The following is a 21,141-nucleotide window of genomic DNA, read 5'->3' on the forward strand; positions in this document are numbered from 1 at the left end:
CTCAATACCGCCGCATTACTGCTTGGTACCTTGCTGCAGGTCCTGCTTGGCATTCTCGTTGGCGGCCTTGTAGGCGTCCTTGCGCTCCTGCTTGGCGGCGCCCACGTCCTGCTTGTATTCGGACTTGGCGGCCTTCTTCTGCGCCGAGTATTCCTGACTTGCCTCGCGGCGTGCCTCACGGCGCTCAACCAGCGGATCCTTCGGCGGCTGCACCTGCGTGTAGCCCGGCGGCACGGTGTTGGCACCGGTGGCGCCCGTAGCCGGCGCGGTAGTCTGTGCAAACGCGGTCATGGACATCAGGCCGGCGGCCAGCGCGCCAACCAGCGTGGTGGTACGGAGGGTAAGGTTCTTCTTCGTCATAAGAGGCCTCTCTCAAGTTGTGGTGACCGAAGTTTAGAAGCGTGATCGTGCCCTGCGTGCCGCATTCACACATCTCCTTACAAAAACTCGTCGGCACTGACAGACATCGCCCGACAGCGCCACAGTTCAACGCCAATGTGGCGCGTTTCGGCTTGCGCACGCGCGCCCCGTGGACCACACTGAACGATGACGTCCTCTATGGAGGCACCATGCATCTGGAAGGATCCTGTCACTGCGGCGCGGTGCAATTCAGCCTCGAATCCGATTCGCCGTACCCGTATATGCATTGCCACTGTTCGATCTGCCGCAAGACCGCCGGCGGCGGCGGCTATGCCATCAACCTCGGCGGCGATGCACGCACGCTGCGTGTGCGTGGCAGAAAGAACGTCGCGATCTATCACGCCGTGATGCGTGAAGCCGGCAAGCGCGCCACACGCTCAAAGAGCCAGCGGCACTTCTGCATCCAATGCGGCAGCGCGCTGTGGATGTGGGATCCGCGCTGGCCCGAACTCGTCCATCCGCACGCGAGCGCGATCGATACCCCACTGCCCAAACCACCCGAAGTCACGGAAGCCGGGCTCGACTACGTCGCCCCGTGGGTCGACGTGCCGCGCGGCAAGGGCCATCGGCACGCCGCCACCTGGCCACACGAATCGCTGCATGACTGGCACGTGCGCCACGGCGTGCTGTCCGAATGAATTCCTGGAGATCCCCGATGGCACAACCCATGGTCCGCGTTCGCACCCTCACGCTGCCGATGATCGCGGTAGCGCTGCTTGCCGCCGGTTGCGGCGAATCGTCCAAGCTGCCCGAGTCGGCCGGCTTCGGTCCCAGTCCGCAACTGCCGGCGCCGAACAAGCAGACCATTCCCACCGTCCATGTCGCCACGGCCAAGGGCTGGTCCGCGGGGAAAACGCCCGTGCCCGCGGAAGGCATGACCGTGACCGCGTTCGCGGACAAGCTCGATCATCCGCGCTGGGTGTACGTATTGCCCAACGGCGACGTGCTGGTGGCGGAGTCGAACTCTCCTCCCAAGCCCGACGATGACAAGGGCATCAAGGGCTGGTTCTCCAAGATGTTCATGACGCGCGCGGGCGCCGCCGTGCCGAGCGCGAATCGCATCACGCTGCTGCGCGATGCGGACGGCGATGGCGTGGCCGAAGTCAAGACCGTGTTCCTGCAGAACCTGAACTCACCGTTCGGCATGGCGCTGGTCGGCGCGGATTTCTACGTGGCCAACACCGACGCGGTGGTGCGGTTCCCTTATACGCCGGGTCAGACCAGCATCGCCGAGCCGGGACAGAAGGTGGTCGATCTGCCCGCCGGCCCGCTCAATCATCACTGGACCAAGAACATTATCGCCAGTCCCGATGGCACCAGGCTCTACGCGACAGTCGGCTCCAACAGCAACGTCGCGGAAAACGGCATGGACAAGGAAGTAGGCCGCGCGGCCATCTGGGAGATCGATCCGCGCACGGGCCAGCATCGCGTGTTCGCAAGCGGCCTGCGCAACCCCAACGGCATGGCGTGGGAGTCCGCAAGCGGCATGCTATGGACGTCCGTCAACGAGCGCGACGAGATTGGCAACGACCTCGTGCCCGACTACATCACGTCGGTGCGTGACGGCGGCTTCTATGGCTGGCCCTATAGCTACTACGGCCAGCACGTCGATGAACGCGTCAAGCCGCCTGCGCCCGACATGGTTGCCAAGGCGATCGCACCCGACTACGCAGTGGGCGCGCATACGGCCTCGCTGGGTCTGACTTCGGCGCAAGGCAGCAGCCTGCCCGCGCAGTTTCAGCACGGCATGATCGTGAGCCAGCACGGCTCGTGGAATCGCAAGCCGCGCTCGGGCTACAAGGTCATCTTCGTGCCGTTCGATCAAGGCAAGCCGAGCGGCGCACCGTTCGATGTGTTGACCGGCTTTCTGAGCGAGGATGGCGATGCGCAGGGCCGTCCGGTCGGTGTGGCCATCGACAAGCGCGGCGGCTTGCTCGTTGCCGACGATGTCGGCAACGTCATCTGGCGCGTATCCGGCTCCAAATAGGCTCAGCGAGACTTAGCGCGGACCGAGATAGTCGTTCTTGCCGATCGGCACGCCCTTGTGACGCAGGATGTCGTAGGCGGTGGTCACGTGGAAGAAGAAGTTCGGCATCGAGAACGACAGCAGTAGCGTCTTGCCGTCGAACGAGATGGGACCCGTGCGCATCTTGATCTCGATCGCGCGCGATTCGCTGCCTTCGAGCTGCTCGGGACGAATCGTCTTCAGGAAGCCGATCGTCTTGGCGATGCGCTCCTGCAGGTCGGCGAACGTCGCCTCGTCATCCGCAAACGACGGCACTTCCAGACCCGCGAGGCGGGCACCGCAACCCTTGGCGGCATCGCTCGCGCGCTGAATCTGCGCTGGCAGTGCGTCCATGTCCGCGACCAGGCGCGTGTCGAGCAGTTCCTGCGGATCGATGCCCTGCTCTTTCGCATGCGCGACGCCCTTGTCGAGAATCGTCGACAGGTTGTTCAGGTACCGGATAAAAACGGGAATCGATGCGTCGTACATCGACAGCGGGGTCTGGCTCATGGGCATTGTCTCCTTGGGGGCAGGTAAAACGACAGCCGAAAGGATAGTGCAAATTCACTATACGTGCCGACGCCGTACCCAGCGGTTCAGGCCCGCGCACAGCAACAGCAACGCCGCCGTGGCAATGAATACATAGCGCAGCCCAATATGCGCCCCCACCTGCCCGCCCAGCAGCGGCCCAATCACCTGCCCTGAGAACTGCGCCGACTGCAGATAGCCCAGCGTCTTGCCCGAGCGGTTCTCATCGACGGACTGGCGCACGAGCTTGGCGATCGAAGGCAGCAGCCCGGCAATCGTCATGCCCATCAGGCCACGCAGGATCGCCAGTTGCCACCATTCGGTGACGAACGCCTGCGGCACCATCACCACCGCGGTCGCTACCAGACAGCCCACGATCACATTCCAACTGCCCACGCGATCGGCAAGCGCCCCGAGACGTGGCGCGGTCAGCATGCTGCCAAACGCGGATGCGGCCATCACGATACCTGCCATGCGTGCCTGATTGGCCGTCGGCACGCCAAGCTCGCCGATATACACGGTGATGATCGGCTCGATCGACATATTCGCCAGCAGTACCATCATCGCGGTGATCAGCAGCGCCACGATCACTATGCGCCGCGATGGATCGGCCGCCATGCCGTCCGTCTGCACGCGTGGCTTGGTGTCGACGCTGCGATCGAAATCCTCGCGCACCAGAAAGATCGTGGCCAGCGCCGCCACCGCGATGATCGCGCCGCCCACAAAGAATGTGCCGCGAATGCCGACCAAACCCGGCAGAAAGCCGCCCACGAGCGGGCCGATCAGGTTGCCGGCCAGCGCCCCCGTGGACAGCACGCCCAGTGCCCAGCCCGCGCGTTCGCGTGGCGCCTGTGTACCGATCATGACGATCGATGCCGAGGCATAGCCACCGATCAGCCCGGCAATCAGCCGCAGCACAACCAGCTCCGTCACGGTGTGCGCCATGCCGATCAGCGACATCACGATGGCCATGCCGATGGCCGCGCGCACGAGCATCGGCTTGCGGCCGAAGCGGTCCGCGAGCCGGCCCCACAACGGCGCGGTAATCGCCGTACCGAAGAATGTCGCGCCGAACGCCACCGCCGACCATTGCACGATGGCTCCGGGCGAGGTTTCGCCAAGCTGCTCCACATACAACGGCAGGAACGGCAGCAGCATGCTCAGGCTGATCAGCGTCGTGAACGAGCCGAACACGCAGACATACAGGTTGCGCCGCCAGTACGCGTGATTGCGTTCCGCGTAGCCGACCCGCGATAAGGCCGGTGCCGCCGCCGCGGCGCTCCCGGCTCCCGGCGCCGCCAGCGCCATATCGTCCTTGCTCGTCATCGCTTCTATCCATCGCCATCGCAGATAGCCAAAGGCTAGGCGCAATCGGCAATCCTGAGAACTAAAAAATGGAGATTACGGTTATCTGATTTCTTGATAGCCATGCATCAATGGCGGAAGCGCGCTACAGTCTTGGCCGTGACTATTGCTGGATAGCAACCTCCGGAGCCAGACCCAAATGGACGTAGCCGACCTGAAAACCTTCGAGGCCGTGGCCCGGCACGGCAGCATGAACAAAGCCGCGGCGGAGCTACATACTGTGCAGTCCAATGTAACGGCGCGCATCCGCGCGCTCGAGGAATCGCTCGGCACGCAACTGTTCGAGCGCCATGCGCGCGGCGTCAGCGTGACGCCGGCCGGCCAGCGCATTCTGCCATTTGTGCCGCGCATCGAGCGGCTGATTGCCGAAGCGCGGGCCGCTGCGCGCGATGACGGCGTGCCCGGCGGCACACTCGCCCTCGGTTCGCTGGAAACCACCACCGCATGGCGCCTGTCGCCACTGCTGACCGAGTTCGCGCGCGCCTATCCGGACGTGCGGCTGACTGTGACGGCGGGCAGCACGGCCAGCCTCGTACGCGATGTCGCGGCCTCGCGACTTGATGGCGCGTTCGTGGCGGGACCGGTCTCGCATCCGGACCTGCATCAGGAATGCGTGTTCACCGAGGAACTGGTGCTGGCCACAAGTCTCGCCATCCGCTCGCCCAGGGCGCTCGCATCGCTGCCCGATCCGCGCATCGTCGTGTTCCAGAGCGGCTGCTCGTACCGGCAGCGGCTGGAATCGTATCTGGCCAGCCTTGGCATCGTGGTGGCCCGGCCGCTCGAGTTCGGCTCGCTCGATGCAATCGTCAGCTGCGTCTCGGCGGGCGTCGGCGTCACGCTGCTACCGCGCGGCGTGCTAGCCCCCGCAGCCGAAGCGGGCCGCATCGCGCTGCACCGCATGCCGCGCGAACTGGCACGGGTAGAGACGCTATTCATCCGCCGCGAAGATGCCTACGCCACCAGCGCCATGCACGCGTTTCTGGCCCTGATCCGCCAGTTCCACGGCAAGCCGTCATCACGCCCATCTCGTAGAGACGTGGAGAGCGGAGTGGCAGCATGAACCTGCGGCAGATCGAGGTATTCCGGGCAGTCATGAGCACGGGCTCCGTGAGCGACGCCTCGCGCCTGCTGCACGTCTCGGTGCCCGCCGTCAGCCGCATGTTGTCCTATACCGAAAGCCGTCTCGGCTTTCCGCTGTTCGAACGGATCAAGGGTCGGCTCCATCCCACCGAGGAGGCGCGCCGGCTCTATCACGAAGTACAGCTGGTCTATCGGGGCGTCGACCGCATCGAAGATCTGATTCATGAGCTTGCCGATCGCCGCCATGGCCTGATCAGTGTCGGCGCCAGTCCCAGTATCGGCCAGATGCTCGTGCCGCAGGCCATCGCGCAGTTTCATATCGGCAACCCCGATGTGCGCATCCATTTCCAGTGCATGACCCATGCGCTGCTCAAGGAGCAGTTGCTGAACCGGCAGATCGAGGTGGGCGTCTCCACGCTGCCGATGGACCACCCCAGCCTGACCACGACGCCGCTCGCCTCGAGCCGCGTGGTCTGCATCTGCCCACCGTCGCACGCGCTGGCCACGCGCACTTCGGTCACCGTCACCGATCTGCTGCCGTATCCGTTGATCGCCTATCCGCCCGACACGCCGTTCGGCCAGCGCATAGACAAGCTCTATCGCGAGGTGGGCGAGAGTCCGCGCGTCGCCATCGAGGCCGGCCTGCCGCATACCGCCTGTGCGCTCGTCCATGCCGGCGCCGGCATTGCGCTCGTCGATGAATTCCTGCTGCGCGGCTGGCCCGGTGCACGCTTTCGCATCCTGCCCGTGGAGAATGCCGCGCCGATCGTCGCGGACCTGGTCCATCTGCGCACGGAATCCGTCTCGCCCGTTGCCGAAGCCTTCATTCGCGTGCTGCGCAATGTGCTCGCGCAGCATGACGTGGCCGCACCGCCAGCTCCGTAATCCCCCCACCCCGCGCCACCCCTGAATTCGTGCACGCCGCACCCTCCATGTGCACCGCACCAGCACGGGGCAACGCCTTAAGTCGCGATTAAGACCGACGTACAAACCGTCATTCGACGTGCCCGCATGCGATTCCGATAATGGCTCGCATCCGAATCAACACCACGGGACTCGAATGAACACCAAGCGCAGCCTGGGCATTGCCGTCGCGCAGATGGGGCCGGTCCATCTGGCCGACACGCGTGCCGCCGTCGTCCGCCGACTGATCGACATGATGCGCGAGGCGCGCGGCCGCGGCGCCACGTTCGTGGTGTTTCCCGAGCTCGCGCTGACCACGTTCTTCCCACGCTACTGGATGGACGAAGCCGAAGCCCAGGAACGCTTCTTCGAGCGCAGCATGCCCGGACCGGCCACGCAGCCGTTGTTCGACGAAGCGAAGCAGCTCGGTGTCGGCTTCTATCTCGGCTATGCCGAACTGACGCCCGAGGGACAGGCTTTCAACACGTCGATCATCGTCGGCGCGGACGGCGCGATCGTCGGCAAATACCGCAAGATCCATCTGCCCGGCCATAGCGATCACAAGCCCGACGCGCCGTTCCAGCACCTCGAGAAAAAGTTCTTCGAGGTCGGCGATCTCGGCTTCCGCGTGTTCGACAGCCAGGACACGCGCTTCGGCATGTGCATCTGCAACGACCGCCGCTGGCCCGAGACGTATCGCGTGATGGCGCTGCAAGGTGCCGAAGTCGTGGTGCTCGGCTACAACACGCCGTCGCGCAACATCCACTGGAACGAACCCGCGCATCTGCGCACGTCCACGCATCTGATCTCGCTGCAGGCCAATGCCTATCAGAACGGCATCTGGGTGGCGGCTGCGGCCAAGTGCGGCAGCGAGGACGGCCATCACATGATTGGCAATTCGGTCATCGTCGCTCCCACCGGTGAGATCGTTGCGCGCGCACTGACCGAGGAGGACGAAGTCATCTCGGTCAGCGCCGACCTGACGCTCGGCGAGCATTTCCGCCAGCACGTCTTCAATTTCGCGAAGCATCGGCGCCCCGAACACTACCGGCTGATCACCGAGCGCGTAGGCGTCGGCGACCCGCTGCCCTGATGCGCACGCTTGTTGCATTCCTGTTCCATCCCATCCCGACGATTGCCCTTGAGTCTCCTCGAAGGACGCCGCATGTTCCCTTGCACTGATTCCTCGCGCCCGCTTCGGCGCATTCGATCGCTGACGCGGCTGGCCACCATTGCCACCACCGCCATTGGCGCCTCGCTGGCACTAACGTTCTCGCTGCCCGCGTTGGCGGCCTGGCCCGACAAACCCATCACGTTCGTGGTGCCGTCGGCGGCCGGTGGCTCACCCGACGTGCTGTCGCGGCTCGTGACCAATGAGATGACGCGCACGCTCGGCGTGCCGATGGTCATCGAGAACCGCCCCGGCGCGGCCGGCAATATCGGCATTCTGCAGATCAAGGGCAAAGCCGCGGACGGCTATACCGTCGGCTACGGCAACGTGAACACGCTGGCCGTCAATCGCTCGCTGTTCAAGAAGCTGCCGTATGACGTGGACAAGGACCTCGTGCCGATCGTGCATGCGTTCGACCTCTACAACGTGCTGATCGTGCGCAGCGACGCGCCCTATCAGAATGTCAAAGGCCTGATCGATGCCGCGAAGAAGGCGCCCGGCACCTTGTCGTTCGGCGCGCCGGGCATCGGTACCACTGGCCACCTCGGCGGCGAACTGTTCAACCGCATGGCGAAGATCGACGTGCTGTTCGTGCCGTACAACGGCGGCCCGGCCGCGCTGCAGGACCTGCTCGGCGGCCGCATCGACTACCTGTTCGCCAATACGTCTGAAGTTGGCCCGCAGATCGCCGCGGGCAAGGTGCGCGCGCTCGGCGTCAGCAGCCTTAAGCGGCTGCCGATCCTGCCCGGCGTGCCGACGCTCGACGAGGCTGGGCTCAAGGGCTACCAGACCGTGGCATGGGGTGGCGTGGTGGCACCGCGCGGCACGCCGCCCGACGTGGTGAACAAACTCAATCAGGCCGCCAACGCGGCGCTCAAGACCGACGTCGTGCGCGACGGACTGGCCAAGCTCGGTGCGGTGCCCGCAGGTGGCAGCCCGGCTGAGTTCCAGGCGACGATCAACGAGGAAACGGAACGCTGGCGCAGGCTGATCGACGAAGCGCGTATCGAAAAGCTCGATTGACGACCATGGCATCTACCTCCACTTCGCGCCTGCTGCTGCGCGGCGGCATGGTGATCGACGGCACCGGCGCGCCGGCCCGCGCCGCCGACGTTCTGATCGAGGGCGATCGCATCGTTGCGCTCGTCGAGCGAGACACTCATTCCGGTACACCGGCCGGCGACATTGCCGTGCGCGATATTACCGGTCTGACCGTGGCGCCCGGTTTTATCGACTCGCATACCCACGACGACGGCTATCTGCTCTCGCATCGCGACATGGTGCCCAAGGTGTCGCAGGGCATCACCACCGTGGTCACGGGCAACTGCGGTATCAGCCTCGCACCCTCGCCAGATGCCGGAAAACTGCCGCAGCCGCTCGATCTGCTCGGTCCACGCGAACTGTTTCGCTTTCCGCGCTTCGCGGACTGGCTCGCCGCGTTGCAGGACACCCCGGCGGCTGTCAACGTGATTCCGCTGGTCGGGCACACCACGCTGCGCGTCGCGGTCATGGAGGACCTTCAGCGCCCCGCTACGCCCGAGGAAAGCGCGCGTATGCGGGACCTGCTGGGGGAGGCGTTGGAAGCGGGCGCGTTTGGCATGTCCACGGGCACGTTCTACCCACCCGCCGCACATGCCACCACGCGCGAGATCATCGACGTCGGAGACGCCATGCGCGCGCGCGGCGGCATCTACGCGACGCACTTGCGCGACGAAGCGGACCATATCGACGCGGCCATCGAAGAAGCACTCGAGATCGGCCAGGCGCTCGGCGCGCGCGTGGTGTTCTCCCACCACAAGCTCGCCGGCGAACGCAACCACGGCCACTCGGCCGTGACGCTCGCCCGCATCGGCCGGGCCAGCACATCGCAGCCGGTCTGTCTCGACTGCCACCCATATCCCGCGACCTCGACGATGCTGCGACTGGACCGCGTCCGCCTGGCTCGCCGCACGATGATCACGTGGTCGGACGGCTATCCGGCCGCGCAGGGCCGCGATTTCGACGAGCTCCAGCGCGAACTTGGCCTCGACGACGACCAGATGCTCGCGCACCTGTCACCAGCCGGCGCGATCTACTTTCTGATGAGTCAGGACGACGTAGACCGCATCCTCGCGGACCCGCAATGCATGGTCGGCTCCGACGGCCTGCCCTTCGACAAGCACCCGCATCCGCGTCAGTGGGGCACCTTCACGCGGATTCTCGCGGACACCGTACGCGAACGTGGCCTGCTGTCGTTGGAGACCGCCATCCACAAGATGACGGGACTCGCCGCCCGCTATTACGGCCTGCCCGACCGCGGCCAGCTGCAACCGGGCATGCGCGCCGACCTCGTCGTATTCGACGCTGCAACCGTCACCGACCGCGCCACCTTCGATGCGCCGATCCAGGCAAGCGAAGGCATTGCGGGCGTATGGGTCAATGGCGTATGCGTGTGGGATGGCAAACACCCGACGGGCGCATATCCAGGGCGGATGCTGGTGCCAATGGCGGTGTAGAAATGGCGGTGTGATCGCGCGGGGCAATGCCCAAGGTGCCGCGACAATTCCCCGCTACTGCTGCCGGATCGCCGCCCATAGCGGCCAGCGCCAGCTCGCGCACGGTCCATCGCGCCGTACCCATGACAGCAGCTTGGCTGACGGCGCCGCATGTGAGACGGCGGCTTGCGCGCCGAGCACGACTTCTTCCGCTTCCGGGGCCTTGCAGGCTAACTCCAGCGTTAATCGCCCAGCCCTCCCAATCCCCACCAACGCGTCCTTGTAGCCCTCCGCACTCAGACGCTCCGCGATCGCACTCAGATCATGCTCACCGCCGTTGAGTTGGTAGTTCAGGACGTAGGTGTATTCCACCGCCTTGGTCTTCGACATGGGATTGCCCTCACGAGTTGAATCATGCAAACCGTATCAGCACGAAACGGCTGAGTGGATCGCCATCCGCTGAAACCACCACGCGGCATGCGCCAGATCAAACTCAGAACAAATGCGCGCCATCACGACGCGTGCAGGAGAGAAACTTCGCCGAGGGCACGGTGGATTCGAGATGGACGACCGTAGCGGTCATGCTCGCGAGCGTTTCCGCGACGGGACACGAAAACGACAGCGTCAGACGCCGTTCACGCCCGATACGAATCAGCGCGTGGTCGAAGCAGGTCTTGCTCAGACGGTGCACTAACCCATCCACATCGCAATCAAACTCAGAAAGTTGGTAATTCAGGGTGAACGTGTAATACATCGATCCCATCCCAGAAAGAGTTGAGATCAAACCGTAGCAGCGCACCAAAACCGACTGAATAGCCGATCGCTCGAATTTGCTTCTTAGCTTCCCGCCAACGCGTCTTTCAGCAAAATCCGATTCGCAGAACGCGCTCCATCTTCCGAACAGCACGCCTGAAAGCCCTGACGGCTTATGCCAGCGTCAAAGAATCCTTAGTACCGACCCTCATCCAAACAGCCCCTCAAGCTCCTTGGCCGCCGCCCGCTGCACCCGCCGCCCCTCTTTCGCGACGTTGACCTGCAAGGCCACCCGCGCCACCTCGAGTACTTCCATCGCGAGCGAATAGCTTCCTCTAGCCTGCAGCCAGGCCAGCACGTCGGCCAGATGCCAGATCGAAGCGCTACCCTCATGCACCGGCACCGGAAAACTGCCCGAATGGGACAACATCAGCTTCCGCATGTTTTGCCGCGACACGCCCACAAGTTCCGCAACGTCGGTGAGTCCCACAAGATCCGGCGCCACCTCTATCAACCGCGCTTCGGGCACTGCGCGTCGCACGTCAGCAAGCGCACTACGCACTGCCGCATCCGCACTTTCTGCCTCGCGCGTAAATTCCAGTGCCAATCGTCCTGGCTGTCCGATGCCAACCAATGCATCGTCACAACCGGCCTCGCCCAGACGCTCAACCAGGGCATTCCCATCGCGCTCGCTGTCGGCCAATTGGTACTTCAACGTAAAGATGTATTCCATCGGCTAGTCCCTCCCATGGTCCGCAGCTTCGAGCAGCTTGCGTTGAATGGTGCAGTTGTCCACGGCACGTCGCAACGCACGTGCATGATTTCCTGAGTTTTTCGGCGTACTCCACACGCTGGAGATACAGAACTCACCGCAGCGGCAATCGCGTGTGTTGTAGGGGCAATAGATTCGCCCCCATGCGTGGCTGCCTCCGGTCTCCACGCGCCAACCTCGTTCCTCGGCATGCCTGAGAGCCTCCTCGACCTCCTTCTTCGGATGAACGTGACGGACCATCGACGATTTCCAGTATGGGGAGACCCCATTTAGTTGTCAAGTGACAACCATATCGCCGCAATGAAATCGCTTGAATAGCCGAATGCTCGAATTAGCGGGGAACAAAGAAAAGAGAGACATCGAGAGAGACATCGAGCGCGCCGCCCCCGACGACAACGCCGTCAGGAGCGGGACATCAACCGATGCATGGAAAGCCGAAGAACTCGGCTTTCGCGGGGCAAACTATACACTCAGGGCCGGGGATGGCCTGAGCTTTATTCCCATTCGATCGTTGCCGGCGGTTTGCCCGAGACGTCGTACACCACGCGGTTCAGGCCGCGGACTTCGTTGATGATGCGGTTCGAGCAGCGGCCCAGCAGCGAGTACGGCAGGTGCGCCCAGTGCGCGGTCATGAAGTCGGTGGTTTGCACCGCGCGCAGTGCCACCACATAGTCGTACGTGCGGCCATCGCCCATCACGCCAACCGACTTCACCGGCAGGAACACTGCAAACGCCTGGCTCGTCAGGTCGTACCAGCTCTTGCCAACCTGGCCGGGTTCGCACAGGCCCGCCGCCGCATCCTGTTCGGTCGCGATGGTCGTGCGCAGTTCTTCGATGAAGATCGCATCGGCACGGCGCAGCAGGTCCGCATAGTCGCGCTTCACCTCGCCGAGGATCCGCACGCCCAGGCCCGGACCCGGGAACGGATGGCGGTACACCATCTCCGGCGGCAGGCCGAGTTCGACGCCCAGCTCGCGCACTTCGTCCTTGAACAGGTCGCGCAGCGGCTCCAGCAGCTTCAGGCCCAGCGTCTCAGGCAGCCCGCCCACGTTGTGGTGGCTCTTGATCGTGGTCTGCTTCTTGGTCTTGGTGCCGCCCGACTCCACCACGTCCGGGTAGATCGTGCCCTGCGCCAGCCACTTCGCATTGCTCAGCTTCTTCGCCTCGGCCTGGAACACCTCGACGAACTCGCGGCCGATGATCTTGCGCTTCTGCTCGGGATCGGTCACGCCAGCGAGGTGGCCGAGGAACTGTTCCGAAGCGTCGATATGCACGACCTTCGCATGCAGACGGCCCGCGAACATCTCCATCACCATCTTGCCTTCGTCCAGGCGCAGCAGGCCATGATCAACGAACACGCAGGTCAGCTGATCGCCGATCGCGCGATGGATCAGCGCGGCGGCCACCGACGAATCGACACCACCGGACAGGCCGAGGATGACCTCTTCATCGCCCACCTGCTCGCGAATACGGGCAACCGCCTCCGCGATATGGTCGCGCATCACCCAGTCCGGCTTCGCGCCGGCAATGCCGAGCACGAAACGTTCGATCATGGCGCGGCCGCGCACCGTGTGCGTGACCTCCGGGTGGAATTGCACCGCGTAATAGCCGCGCGCCTCGTCGGCCATGCCCGCGATCGGGCAGCTCGGCGTCGACGCCATGAGCTTGAAGCCCGGCGGCAGCTCTGCAACCTTATCGCCGTGGCTCATCCAGACCTTGAGCATGCCGTGACCTTCCGGCGTGACGAAGTCCTGAATGTCCTTGAGCAGCGGCGTATGACCGTGCGCGCGCACCTCGGCGTAGCCGAACTCGCGATGGTCGCTCCACTCCACCTTGCCGCCCAGCTGCACGGCCATCGTCTGCATGCCGTAGCAGATGCCGAGCACCGGCACGCCGAGATCCCACACCGCCTGCGGCGCGCGCAACTGATGGTCTTCGTACGTGCTGGCGTGGCTGCCCGACAGGATCACGGCCTTCGGCGCGTACTGCCGCACGAACTCGTCGGACACGTCGTTCGGATGGATTTCACAATAGACGTGCGCCTCGCGAACGCGGCGGGCAATCAGCTGCGTGACTTGCGAGCCGAAATCAAGAATGAGGATTTTGTCGTGCATGATGGGGGGATGGCAGTTCTTCCGTCGCGGGGTCGGGCATCACTTCGGTACCGGGACCGTAGCCCGGCGGCGGCGTGATGACCGGCTCGCGCCGGTATTCGGGATAATCGCGCGATGCGCCGGCCGGACGGCGGCCCGCATCGTCATAAACGTCGTTAGGACCGGCGTTGGCCGGATGCACTGTCGTCGGGGTTGCGGCATTGCGCTCGGCCTCGCGCGCCAGTTGCTGCTCGCGCTCGCGCCGCCGCACGCGCTTGGCCGCCGGAATCTGCACGGCCGCAAAGAACGCGAGCACCGCGGCCAATGCCAGCATCCAGATCTTGCCGGCACCCTGCACGGGCACCTCGAGGAACAGCACCCACGACACGATCAGAATCGCACTGACCAGATTCACCTGCCCGACGGTGCGCGCGATCGCCACCGTCAGTTGGCCGTTGATCGTGGCCTGCACCAGCAGCCAGGCAAAACCGACCAGCGCCACACCGAGCAATTGCCCGTACAGCGCGGGTTGTGGCAGCGGCAATTGCAGCGCGGCATACAGCGTTGCAACAGGCGACAACAACAGCAGGATGCCAAGCAGCAATTGGAGCAAGGCATCGAGAAACAGCACCGCTCGCAGCAGTATTTTCATTGGCGCTCCTGTCGATGAAAACTGATGGGCGACTCCGGTGGGCAGGTCCGGTTTTGATGATCCGATTGTGCGCACGGCCGCGCAACCCCTCCCGCAATGCTGTGCGGGTGAAGCTTCACGCGGCCGTGCGTCCTGGCGCGATCAGTCGATATGGTAGTTCGGCGCTTCCTTCGTGATCTGGACATCGTGCACGTGCGACTCGCGCATGCCCGCTGCCGTGATCTGCATGAACTCGGCCGTCTCGTGCCATTGCGCGATCGAGCTGCTGCCGCAATAGCCCATCGACGCGCGAATGCCACCGGTCAACTGGTGGATGATCGCCTGCACCGGGCCCTTGTAAGGCACGCGACCCTCGATGCCTTCCGGCACGAGCTTGTCGACGTTCGCAGTGTTGTCTTCCTGGAAGTAACGATCCGCCGCGCCGTCCTTCATCGCGCCCACCGAACCCATACCGCGGTAGCTCTTGAACGAACGGCCCTGATACAGGAACACTTCGCCCGGCGCTTCCTCGGTACCCGAGAACATGCCGCCCATCATCACCGTGTGAGCACCGGCCGCGAGAGCCTTGGCCACATCGCCCGAGTAGCGCACGCCACCGTCGGCGATCAGCGGCACACCGGTGCCCTGCAGCGCTTCGGCCACGTTGGAGACGGCCGTGATCTGCGGCACGCCCACACCCGCGACGATACGCGTGGTGCAGATGGAGCCCGGACCGATACCGACCTTGACGCCATCGGCGCCATGATCGACCAGCGCACGCGCGGCGGCGCCGGTGGCGATATTGCCGCCAACCACCTGCACCTGCGGATAGTTCTGCTTGACCCAGCGCACGCGGTCCAACACGCCCTGGCTGTGGCCATGCGCGGTGTCGACCACGATCACGTCAACGCCGGCCTTCACCAGCAGATCGACGCGCTCGTCATTGTCAGGGCCTACGCCCACCGCCGCGCCAACGCGCAGCTGGCCGTGATCGTCCTTGCTCGCGAGCGGGTTGTCGACGGCCTTCTGGATATCCTTGACCGTGATCAGGCCACGCAGGTCGAAGGCGGCGTTGACGACCAGCACACGCTCCAGGCGGTGGCGGTTCATCAGTCGCTTGGCTTCTTCCAGCGGCGCGCCTTCGGCCACGGTCACCAGCTTTTCACGCGGCGTCATCTTCGCGCGAACCGGAGCATCCAGATCCTCTTCGAAGCGCAGATCGCGATTGGTGATGATGCCGATGACGGTCTTGCCCTCGAGCACGGGAAAGCCCGAGATACCGTGATGTTGCGACAGCGCGATCACATCGCGAATCTTCATGTCCGGCGAAATGGTGATCGGGTCACGCAGTACACCCGACTCGTAGCGCTTCACACGCGCGACTTCGCGCGCCTGGTCGGCCGGCTTCAGATTCTTGTGAACAATGCCGATGCCACCGGCCTGTGCCATCGCAATGGCAAGGCGCGCTTCCGTCACGGTATCCATGGCGGCGGATAGCAGCGGAATGTTCAACTCGATGGAACGGGTCAGGCGGGTGCGGAGGGAAACATCCCGAGGCAGGACGGCCGAATAGGCCGGTACGAGCAGCACATCATCGAACGTGAGTGCTTTCTGGACAAGACGCATAGCAAATCCTCTAGGCGCAAAAGCAGATTATACAGGATTGCAGGATTTGCTGATGCTTTCCTTCAAACCCTTTGTTATGCTCGCCTTCCTTTCAAGAAGCGAGAACCAACACGATGGGAATCGGCGTCTTGTGCGGCCTGCTGGCCGGCGCGTTCTGGGGCATGGTATTTATCGCGCCCAAGCTGCTGCCGGCCTTCTCGCCGTGGGAACTCGCGATCGGCCGCTACCTCGCCTACGGCATCGTCGCGCTGGTGGCCACGCTGCCGATCCTCCGTCGCGTGCTGCGCAAACTCACGCGCGCGGACTGCGTGGCACTGCTGCGCCAGGCGTTCACTGGCAACCTGCTCTACTACGTGCTGCTCGCCTTCGGTGTGCAGCTGGCCGGCGTCGGTCCCACCTCGCTGATCATCGGCGTCCTGCCCATCACGGTCACGATCATGGGCCGCCGCGACCATGGCGCGGTGCCGCTGCGGAAGCTGATCCTGCCACTGCTCGTGGTGGCCGCGGGCATCGCCTGCATCAACGTGGACCTGTTCTCGGGCGGTGGCGGTCACGGTGCCGCGGCCTCGGACATGACGGAGGCCGCGGTCCGGCCAGTCTGGCAGAAGCTCGCGGGCGTGCTGTGCGCGGTGGGCGCGCTGGCCTGCTGGTCGCTCTACGCGGTGGACAACGCGCGCTATCTGCAGCGAAATCCGCATTTCAGCGGCAACGAATGGTCGGCGCTCTACGGCCTGTCGACCGGTCTCGTTTCCGCGGTCCTGGCGGTTGCCGGCTGGACGCTCGGGTGGCTGTTCGCCGGCGACGCGCTGACGGCTACCGGTGGCCAGCGCGACTGGCAGTGGTTCTGGACCGTGAATGCCGCGGTTGCAATTGGAGCGTCGCTAATTGGCAACAATCTGTGGAACATCGCCAGCCGGCGTCTGCCACTGACGCTGTCCGGTCAGATGATCGTGTTCGAGACGCTATTCGCGCTGGCATATGGGTTTGTGTTCGATCATCGCTGGCCGCGCCCGCTGGAGATGGCCGCCATTGCATTGCTGATGGTCGGCGTGGCCTGGTCCGTGCGCTTGCACGCGCCCGACAAGTCTGCGTAGACTCTGGTGCATGCCGCGCAGGTCACTCTGGAGTGCCTCCGCATCGCAACGTTTCTTCCCACATTTCACGTTCCACGCTCACAACCCTGCCCGACGCCTTCGCCATGACACGCTCGTTCGCGCCGTTCCTGCTTGCCACCGCCTTGATTGCCGCCGTGCCCGGCGCCGCCCTCGCTGCCCAGTGGCAATGGCGCGACGAGGCCGGCCGCAAGGTCTACAGCGACACGCCCCCGCCACCGAGCGTGCCAGAGCGCAACATCCTCTCGGCACCGGGCCGCGTGGCGGGCGCCTACGTCCCTACCAATAGCGAGACCGCCGAGGGCAAGAGTGCCGGCTCGGTCAGCACCATCGCGACCACGCCGACCGACAGTCAGGCAGCCCTGCAGGCCCAGAAGGAAGGCTTCGAGAAACGCCGCGCAGCACGCCTGAAGCAGGAAGAAGACGCCGCGGCAAAGGATGCGAAGCAGGCCCAGCGCACCGCGCGCTGCCAGGAGCTGTCCAACTACGCGGCAGGCCTGTCGCAGAACGCCCGCATCGCCCGTATCAATTCAGAGGGCATGCGCGAGGCACTGGACGACGCGCAACGTGCCGCCGCGCTCGAACGCACCAATACCACCATGGCCGCGGAGTGCAACGGCACCAATGGCTGACCAGTCAGCCGGTCAGTCCGATTTTCCGCGGATCCATTTCTGACCTTCGCGCGTCCCGGTGGCGCGCGTCTTCTGCACCCGCCGACGCCGCGCCTGCTTGGGATCGGCGGTCAACTGACGGTACACCTCCACGCGATCGCCCTCCCGCACCACGGTATCGAGCGTCTTGAGCTTGCCGAAAATGCCCACGCGCATCGTGTTGGGATCGACTTCCGGACAGGCGCGCACCAGCCCGCTGGCCGCGATCGCCTGAACGATCGAGGCGCCCGCCGGCACTTCCACATCTTCCAGGAACACGTGGTCCGGCCGCGCGTAGCAGACCGCCAACCGCACCAGCGCGGTTGTCTCGCCGAGCGCTACAGGCAGCTCAGGCCTTGTTGTCATAGACCACCTCGGCCCGCTTGACGAACGAATCGACGAACGTATTGGCGATGATGCTGAACGCGGGGCCGATGATCTTCTCCAGCAGGATGCTCGAGAACTCGTAATGCAGGTGGAACTCGATCTTGCACGCATCGGCCCGCAGCGGCGTGAATTGCCACGTACCGTTGAACGTCTTGAACGGACCATCGGCAAAGGTCATGTCGATGCGGGTGGGACGCTCCTGCGTATTGCGCGTGCGGAAGTACTGCTTGATGCCGCTGAAGTGGATGTTGATGCGGGCGTCGAGCAGCGTATCGGTCTGCTCGAAGATCTCCACCCCGCCGCACCACGGCAGGAACTTGGGATAATCCTCCACGCGGGTTACCAGGTCGTACATCTGTTCGGCGGAGTATCCGAGCAGCACGGATTTATGGACGTCGGCCATGTATGGGGAATGCGGGGCGCTGCCGGTCTGGGCCGGCGCCTGTCTGGTTTGCTAGAATCGGGATTTTAGCCGACACGCGCGCGAAGGGCATCCCCAGCGGACACCCCGCTCGGTCCTGCCACCCGCCGCGGCCTGCCACCGCCCGACACGGCCCGACACGGCCCGACATTCCGCGGGCGCGCTCCGCAATCACTCATCGCACCGCATGACCATCGCAGACAACAAGAAAGCCTTTTTCGACTACTTCATCGAGGAGCGATATGAAGCTGGCCTCGTGCTCGAAGGCTGGGAAGTCAAGGCGATTCGCGCGGGCCGCGCGCAGATCAAGGAGGGCTACGTCGTGGTGCGCAACGCCGAGATGTTCCTGATCGGCGCGCATATCAGTCCGCTGCAGAGCGCCTCCACGCACGTCACGCCAGACCCGGTGCGCACGCGCAAGCTACTGCTCAAGGCCCCGGAGATCAGCAAGCTGATCGGCAAGGTGGAGCAGCGCGGCTATACGCTCGTACCGCTGAACCTGCATTACGCGCGCGGTCGCGTGAAGTGCGAGATCGGACTGGCCAAGGGCAAGAAGCAGTTCGACAAGCGCGAAACCGAGAAGGATCGCGACTGGCAGCGCGAGAAGGCGCGCATCATCAAGGGCGGCGCCAAGGAGTAACGGCCCCAGCCGCATCCGTCACGGGTTCGGCAGCGCCTTCAGCAGGCGCCATAGCGTCGTACGGCCAATGCCCAGCGCGCGGCTGGCGGCGGCCCGATTTCCACCATGGGCCGCGAGCGCGCGCCGCACGTCGTCCGGCGTGACACTCCGCACCTCGCCGTCCGGCGTGACACTACGCACCTCGCCGGCAACTGCCGCATCGCCAGCTTCGGCAAACATCTCCGGAAAGATCTCGCGCAAGTCATGCTGCGCGCTCCACGCGTCGTCGGTCAGATAGATCGCGGCGCGTGCCACGAGGTTCTCGAGCTCGCGCACATTGCCCGGCCATGCATAGGACGCGAACAGCGGCTGCAGGAACGCCACGATACGCGCGTCGTTTTTCCCGTCGCTGGGCGCGGGCAATCCGTACTTGCTGCGGCTCCGCACCAGCAACTCCCGCGCGAGCCCGGGGATGTCTTCGCGCCGTTCGCGCAGCGCGGGCAGCGCGATCTGCAGCAGATTCAGACGGAAATACAGATCCGCGCGAAAGGTGCCCTGCCGCACGAGCTCGCGCAGATCGCGATGGGTGGCCGCAATCACCCGCACATCGATCGGCGTGGCCCGTCCGGCGCCAAGCTTCATCACCTCACGCTCCTGCAACACCCGCAACAGACGGCTCTGCAGCGCGGCAGGCATCTCGCCCACCTCGTCGAGGAAGATCGTGCCCGTGTGTGCCACCTCGAACAGCCCGGGTTTGCCACCGCGCCGCGCGCCGGTGAACGCGCCCTCCTCGTGCCCGAACAGCTCGCTTTCGATCAAACCCTCCGGCAGTGCCGCGCAGTTGAACGCGACGAACGGATTGCCTCGGCGCGCGCTCGCGTTGTGCACGCCCTGCGCGACGAGCTCCTTGCCCGTACCGCTTTCGCCAATCAGCAGCAGCGTGGCATCGTGCGCCGCGCTCGCCTGCGCGAGGCGTCGGACGCGCGCGATCGCGGCCGAGGTACCTGTCAGATCGGCCAGCTTGTGGCGTGCCACGAGGTGCCGCGGCCGCTGGCTCGTGCGCAGGGACCGATCGATACGCTGCGCCACGAGCGCGTCCTGCGCCGTGACCACGATGCCCGCGCGCACGCCATGCTCGACGATCGGCAGACTGTTCATGATCAAGGCGCGGCCGCCGACCTGTTCGATGCGCTCGCTGGCCGGCGTATCGCTATCGCTATCGCCGGCATCCCGGACGCTGGCGTCCCTCACGTGCGGCGCAAGCGTGCGTATGAGTTGCCCGCTGACATCCTGCGCACGATCCAGCCCCAGCAGTTCGAGCATCGCGGGGTTGACCACCTCCACCTGCCCCGATTCGTCGAAGGCCGCCACACCATCGCGTAAGTGCGCCACGATCGTATTCAGACGCACGCGCTTCGATTCTTTCTGGCGGCTCATGCGCCCGAGTTCGATGGAGCGCTCGAACGCTTCTTCCACGGCGCCGAGGGAATACAGGAACACGCTGTGCAGGCCCGCGCGCAGTGCGAGGTCGCAGGCCATGCCCGGCCCGATGATCACCGTGCAGCCCTCGGCGGCCAGCGTGTCCACGGCCTCGCGCACTTCGTCGAGCGAGCGATAGGCGCGCTGACGCAGATCGAGCCGCAGGTATTTGCCCAGCGCCGCGAGTTCCTTCGAGATGGCCTCGTGCAACACCAGCCCCACCGACTCGCCCGGCCATAGCGAGATCGCCTGCGCGATCGCGTTCAGCACGTCGAAGCCATTGACCTTGACCATCACCACCGGCACGCTGAGGTTGTCCCGCAGATAAGCGCCGTTGGAACCCGCGGCCAGCACCACGTCGACCGTGCCGCCGTCGATATGGGTCTGCAGCGCCGCCACCGCCGCGCCGTAGCCGGCCCGCACCGAGAAGAAACGGGCCTGATCGGCATAGCGCGGCGCGACAGTTTCGCAAAGCGTCGCCAGTTGACTAAAACTGACAAGAGCAATGCCAGGGCGTCCCGGCACGGGATTCGATACGAGTTGGGACACGCGGGAGCACCTTGGAACCGGGCGTTCCAAACTTACTTGGAACGTTCCATGAAACAAATGGAACATTGTCGCATGTTGGCGTTGCGCGTGGCACTGCATGTAA

The 21,141-nt window shown here is 64.7% G+C and carries 23 protein-coding genes; 10 read left to right on the plus strand and 13 right to left on the minus strand.

Annotated features, from left to right (window positions below):
* Positions 1 to 15 precede the first annotated feature (15 nt).
* A complete protein-coding gene (locus tag LDO41_RS23230) occupies positions 16 to 360 on the minus strand; it encodes a hypothetical protein (RefSeq protein WP_223992496.1) in 345 nt (114 codons plus the stop codon).
* Positions 361 to 569: 209 nt separating this feature from the next.
* On the opposite strand from LDO41_RS23230, the gene LDO41_RS23235 reads away from it, so the two are divergent.
* Positions 570 to 1,058, plus strand: a complete 489-nt coding sequence (locus tag LDO41_RS23235) for a GFA family protein (protein WP_223992498.1) — start codon at positions 570 to 572, stop codon at positions 1,056 to 1,058.
* A gap of 17 nt (positions 1,059 to 1,075) precedes the next feature.
* Entirely contained in the window at positions 1,076 to 2,407 is a 1,332-nt protein-coding gene (locus LDO41_RS23240) for a PQQ-dependent sugar dehydrogenase (protein WP_377742431.1), read from the plus strand.
* A 12-nt stretch (positions 2,408 to 2,419) separates the two neighbouring features.
* On the opposite strand, the gene LDO41_RS23245 is transcribed toward LDO41_RS23240, so the two are convergent.
* Both LDO41_RS23245 and LDO41_RS23250 read right to left on the minus strand, forming a co-directional pair.
* Positions 2,420 to 2,935, minus strand: coding sequence for a DUF1993 domain-containing protein (locus LDO41_RS23245; protein WP_223992500.1), 516 nt, complete (start codon positions 2,933 to 2,935; stop codon positions 2,420 to 2,422).
* A gap of 57 nt (positions 2,936 to 2,992) precedes the next feature.
* Positions 2,993 to 4,279: an MFS transporter gene (locus LDO41_RS23250; RefSeq protein WP_223992502.1), complete on the minus strand. Its 1,287-nt coding sequence runs from the start codon at positions 4,277 to 4,279 to the stop codon at positions 2,993 to 2,995.
* 178 nt (positions 4,280 to 4,457) lie between these two features.
* Between LDO41_RS23250 and LDO41_RS23255 the strand changes: the two genes are divergently transcribed.
* The 5 genes from LDO41_RS23255 to LDO41_RS23275 all read left to right on the plus strand — a co-directional run bounded on the left by LDO41_RS23255 (position 4,458) and on the right by LDO41_RS23275 (position 9,967).
* Positions 4,458 to 5,378, plus strand: a complete 921-nt coding sequence (locus LDO41_RS23255) for a LysR family transcriptional regulator (RefSeq protein WP_223992504.1) — start codon at positions 4,458 to 4,460, stop codon at positions 5,376 to 5,378.
* Complete coding sequence (locus LDO41_RS23260) at positions 5,375 to 6,283, plus strand: LysR family transcriptional regulator (RefSeq protein WP_223992506.1); 909 nt, start codon at positions 5,375 to 5,377, stop codon at positions 6,281 to 6,283. The genes LDO41_RS23255 and LDO41_RS23260 overlap by 4 nt, the downstream gene beginning before the upstream one ends.
* A gap of 175 nt (positions 6,284 to 6,458) precedes the next feature.
* Positions 6,459 to 7,394, plus strand: a complete 936-nt coding sequence (locus LDO41_RS23265) for an N-carbamoyl-D-amino-acid hydrolase (protein WP_223992507.1) — start codon at positions 6,459 to 6,461, stop codon at positions 7,392 to 7,394.
* A gap of 72 nt (positions 7,395 to 7,466) precedes the next feature.
* The gene (locus tag LDO41_RS23270; RefSeq protein WP_223992508.1) at positions 7,467 to 8,495 is read left to right on the plus strand and encodes a Bug family tripartite tricarboxylate transporter substrate binding protein; all 1,029 of its coding nucleotides are present in this window, start codon (positions 7,467 to 7,469) and stop codon (positions 8,493 to 8,495) included.
* Positions 8,496 to 8,500: 5 nt separating this feature from the next.
* Positions 8,501 to 9,967: an N-acyl-D-amino-acid deacylase family protein gene (locus tag LDO41_RS23275; protein ID WP_223992509.1), complete on the plus strand. Its 1,467-nt coding sequence runs from the start codon at positions 8,501 to 8,503 to the stop codon at positions 9,965 to 9,967.
* A 54-nt stretch (positions 9,968 to 10,021) separates the two neighbouring features.
* Here the strand turns inward: LDO41_RS23275 and LDO41_RS23280 are convergent, their stop codons facing one another.
* The 7 genes from LDO41_RS23280 to guaB all read right to left on the minus strand — a co-directional run bounded on the left by LDO41_RS23280 (position 10,022) and on the right by guaB (position 15,821).
* Positions 10,022 to 10,336: a hypothetical protein gene (locus LDO41_RS23280; RefSeq protein ID WP_223992510.1), complete on the minus strand. Its 315-nt coding sequence runs from the start codon at positions 10,334 to 10,336 to the stop codon at positions 10,022 to 10,024.
* A gap of 103 nt (positions 10,337 to 10,439) precedes the next feature.
* On the minus strand, positions 10,440 to 10,700 hold the full coding sequence (locus LDO41_RS23285; RefSeq protein WP_223992511.1) for a hypothetical protein: 261 nt from the start codon (positions 10,698 to 10,700) through the stop codon (positions 10,440 to 10,442).
* A 207-nt stretch (positions 10,701 to 10,907) separates the two neighbouring features.
* On the minus strand, positions 10,908 to 11,432 hold the full coding sequence (locus LDO41_RS23290) for a helix-turn-helix transcriptional regulator (RefSeq protein ID WP_223992516.1): 525 nt from the start codon (positions 11,430 to 11,432) through the stop codon (positions 10,908 to 10,910).
* A 3-nt stretch (positions 11,433 to 11,435) separates the two neighbouring features.
* Entirely contained in the window at positions 11,436 to 11,711 is a 276-nt protein-coding gene (locus LDO41_RS23295; RefSeq protein WP_223992518.1) for a hypothetical protein, read from the minus strand.
* 254 nt (positions 11,712 to 11,965) lie between these two features.
* A complete protein-coding gene (guaA, locus tag LDO41_RS23300; RefSeq protein ID WP_223992520.1) occupies positions 11,966 to 13,585 on the minus strand; it encodes a glutamine-hydrolyzing GMP synthase in 1,620 nt (539 codons plus the stop codon).
* On the minus strand, positions 13,560 to 14,216 hold the full coding sequence (locus tag LDO41_RS23305) for a hypothetical protein (protein ID WP_223992522.1): 657 nt from the start codon (positions 14,214 to 14,216) through the stop codon (positions 13,560 to 13,562). The genes guaA and LDO41_RS23305 overlap by 26 nt, the downstream gene beginning before the upstream one ends.
* A gap of 141 nt (positions 14,217 to 14,357) precedes the next feature.
* Complete coding sequence (guaB, locus tag LDO41_RS23310) at positions 14,358 to 15,821, minus strand: IMP dehydrogenase (protein ID WP_223992524.1); 1,464 nt, start codon at positions 15,819 to 15,821, stop codon at positions 14,358 to 14,360.
* A gap of 113 nt (positions 15,822 to 15,934) precedes the next feature.
* Between guaB and LDO41_RS23315 the strand changes: the two genes are divergently transcribed.
* A complete protein-coding gene (locus LDO41_RS23315) occupies positions 15,935 to 16,915 on the plus strand; it encodes a DMT family transporter (RefSeq protein WP_223992526.1) in 981 nt (326 codons plus the stop codon).
* A 104-nt stretch (positions 16,916 to 17,019) separates the two neighbouring features.
* Positions 17,020 to 17,565 carry a DUF4124 domain-containing protein gene (locus tag LDO41_RS23320; protein WP_223992528.1) on the plus strand — a complete coding sequence of 182 codons (546 nt, stop codon included), beginning with the start codon at positions 17,020 to 17,022 and terminating at the stop codon, positions 17,563 to 17,565.
* Between the two features lie 12 nt (positions 17,566 to 17,577).
* Here the strand turns inward: LDO41_RS23320 and LDO41_RS23325 are convergent, their stop codons facing one another.
* Both LDO41_RS23325 and LDO41_RS23330 read right to left on the minus strand, forming a co-directional pair.
* On the minus strand, positions 17,578 to 17,949 hold the full coding sequence (locus LDO41_RS23325; RefSeq protein WP_223992530.1) for an RnfH family protein: 372 nt from the start codon (positions 17,947 to 17,949) through the stop codon (positions 17,578 to 17,580).
* The gene (locus LDO41_RS23330) at positions 17,933 to 18,373 is read right to left on the minus strand and encodes a type II toxin-antitoxin system RatA family toxin (protein WP_223992531.1); all 441 of its coding nucleotides are present in this window, start codon (positions 18,371 to 18,373) and stop codon (positions 17,933 to 17,935) included. Before LDO41_RS23330 ends, LDO41_RS23325 begins: the two co-directional genes overlap by 17 nt.
* 115 nt (positions 18,374 to 18,488) lie before the next feature.
* On the opposite strand from LDO41_RS23330, the gene smpB reads away from it, so the two are divergent.
* Positions 18,489 to 19,031 carry an SsrA-binding protein SmpB gene (gene smpB / locus LDO41_RS23335; RefSeq protein ID WP_290370913.1) on the plus strand — a complete coding sequence of 181 codons (543 nt, stop codon included), beginning with the start codon at positions 18,489 to 18,491 and terminating at the stop codon, positions 19,029 to 19,031.
* A gap of 18 nt (positions 19,032 to 19,049) precedes the next feature.
* Here the strand turns inward: smpB and prpR are convergent, their stop codons facing one another.
* Positions 19,050 to 21,038: a propionate catabolism operon regulatory protein PrpR gene (gene prpR, locus LDO41_RS23340; protein WP_223992534.1), complete on the minus strand. Its 1,989-nt coding sequence runs from the start codon at positions 21,036 to 21,038 to the stop codon at positions 19,050 to 19,052.
* Positions 21,039 to 21,141 lie beyond the last annotated feature (103 nt).

The sequence above is a fragment of the Cupriavidus pampae genome (assembly GCF_914271485.1).
GTDB lineage: Bacteria > Pseudomonadota > Gammaproteobacteria > Burkholderiales > Burkholderiaceae > Cupriavidus > Cupriavidus pampae.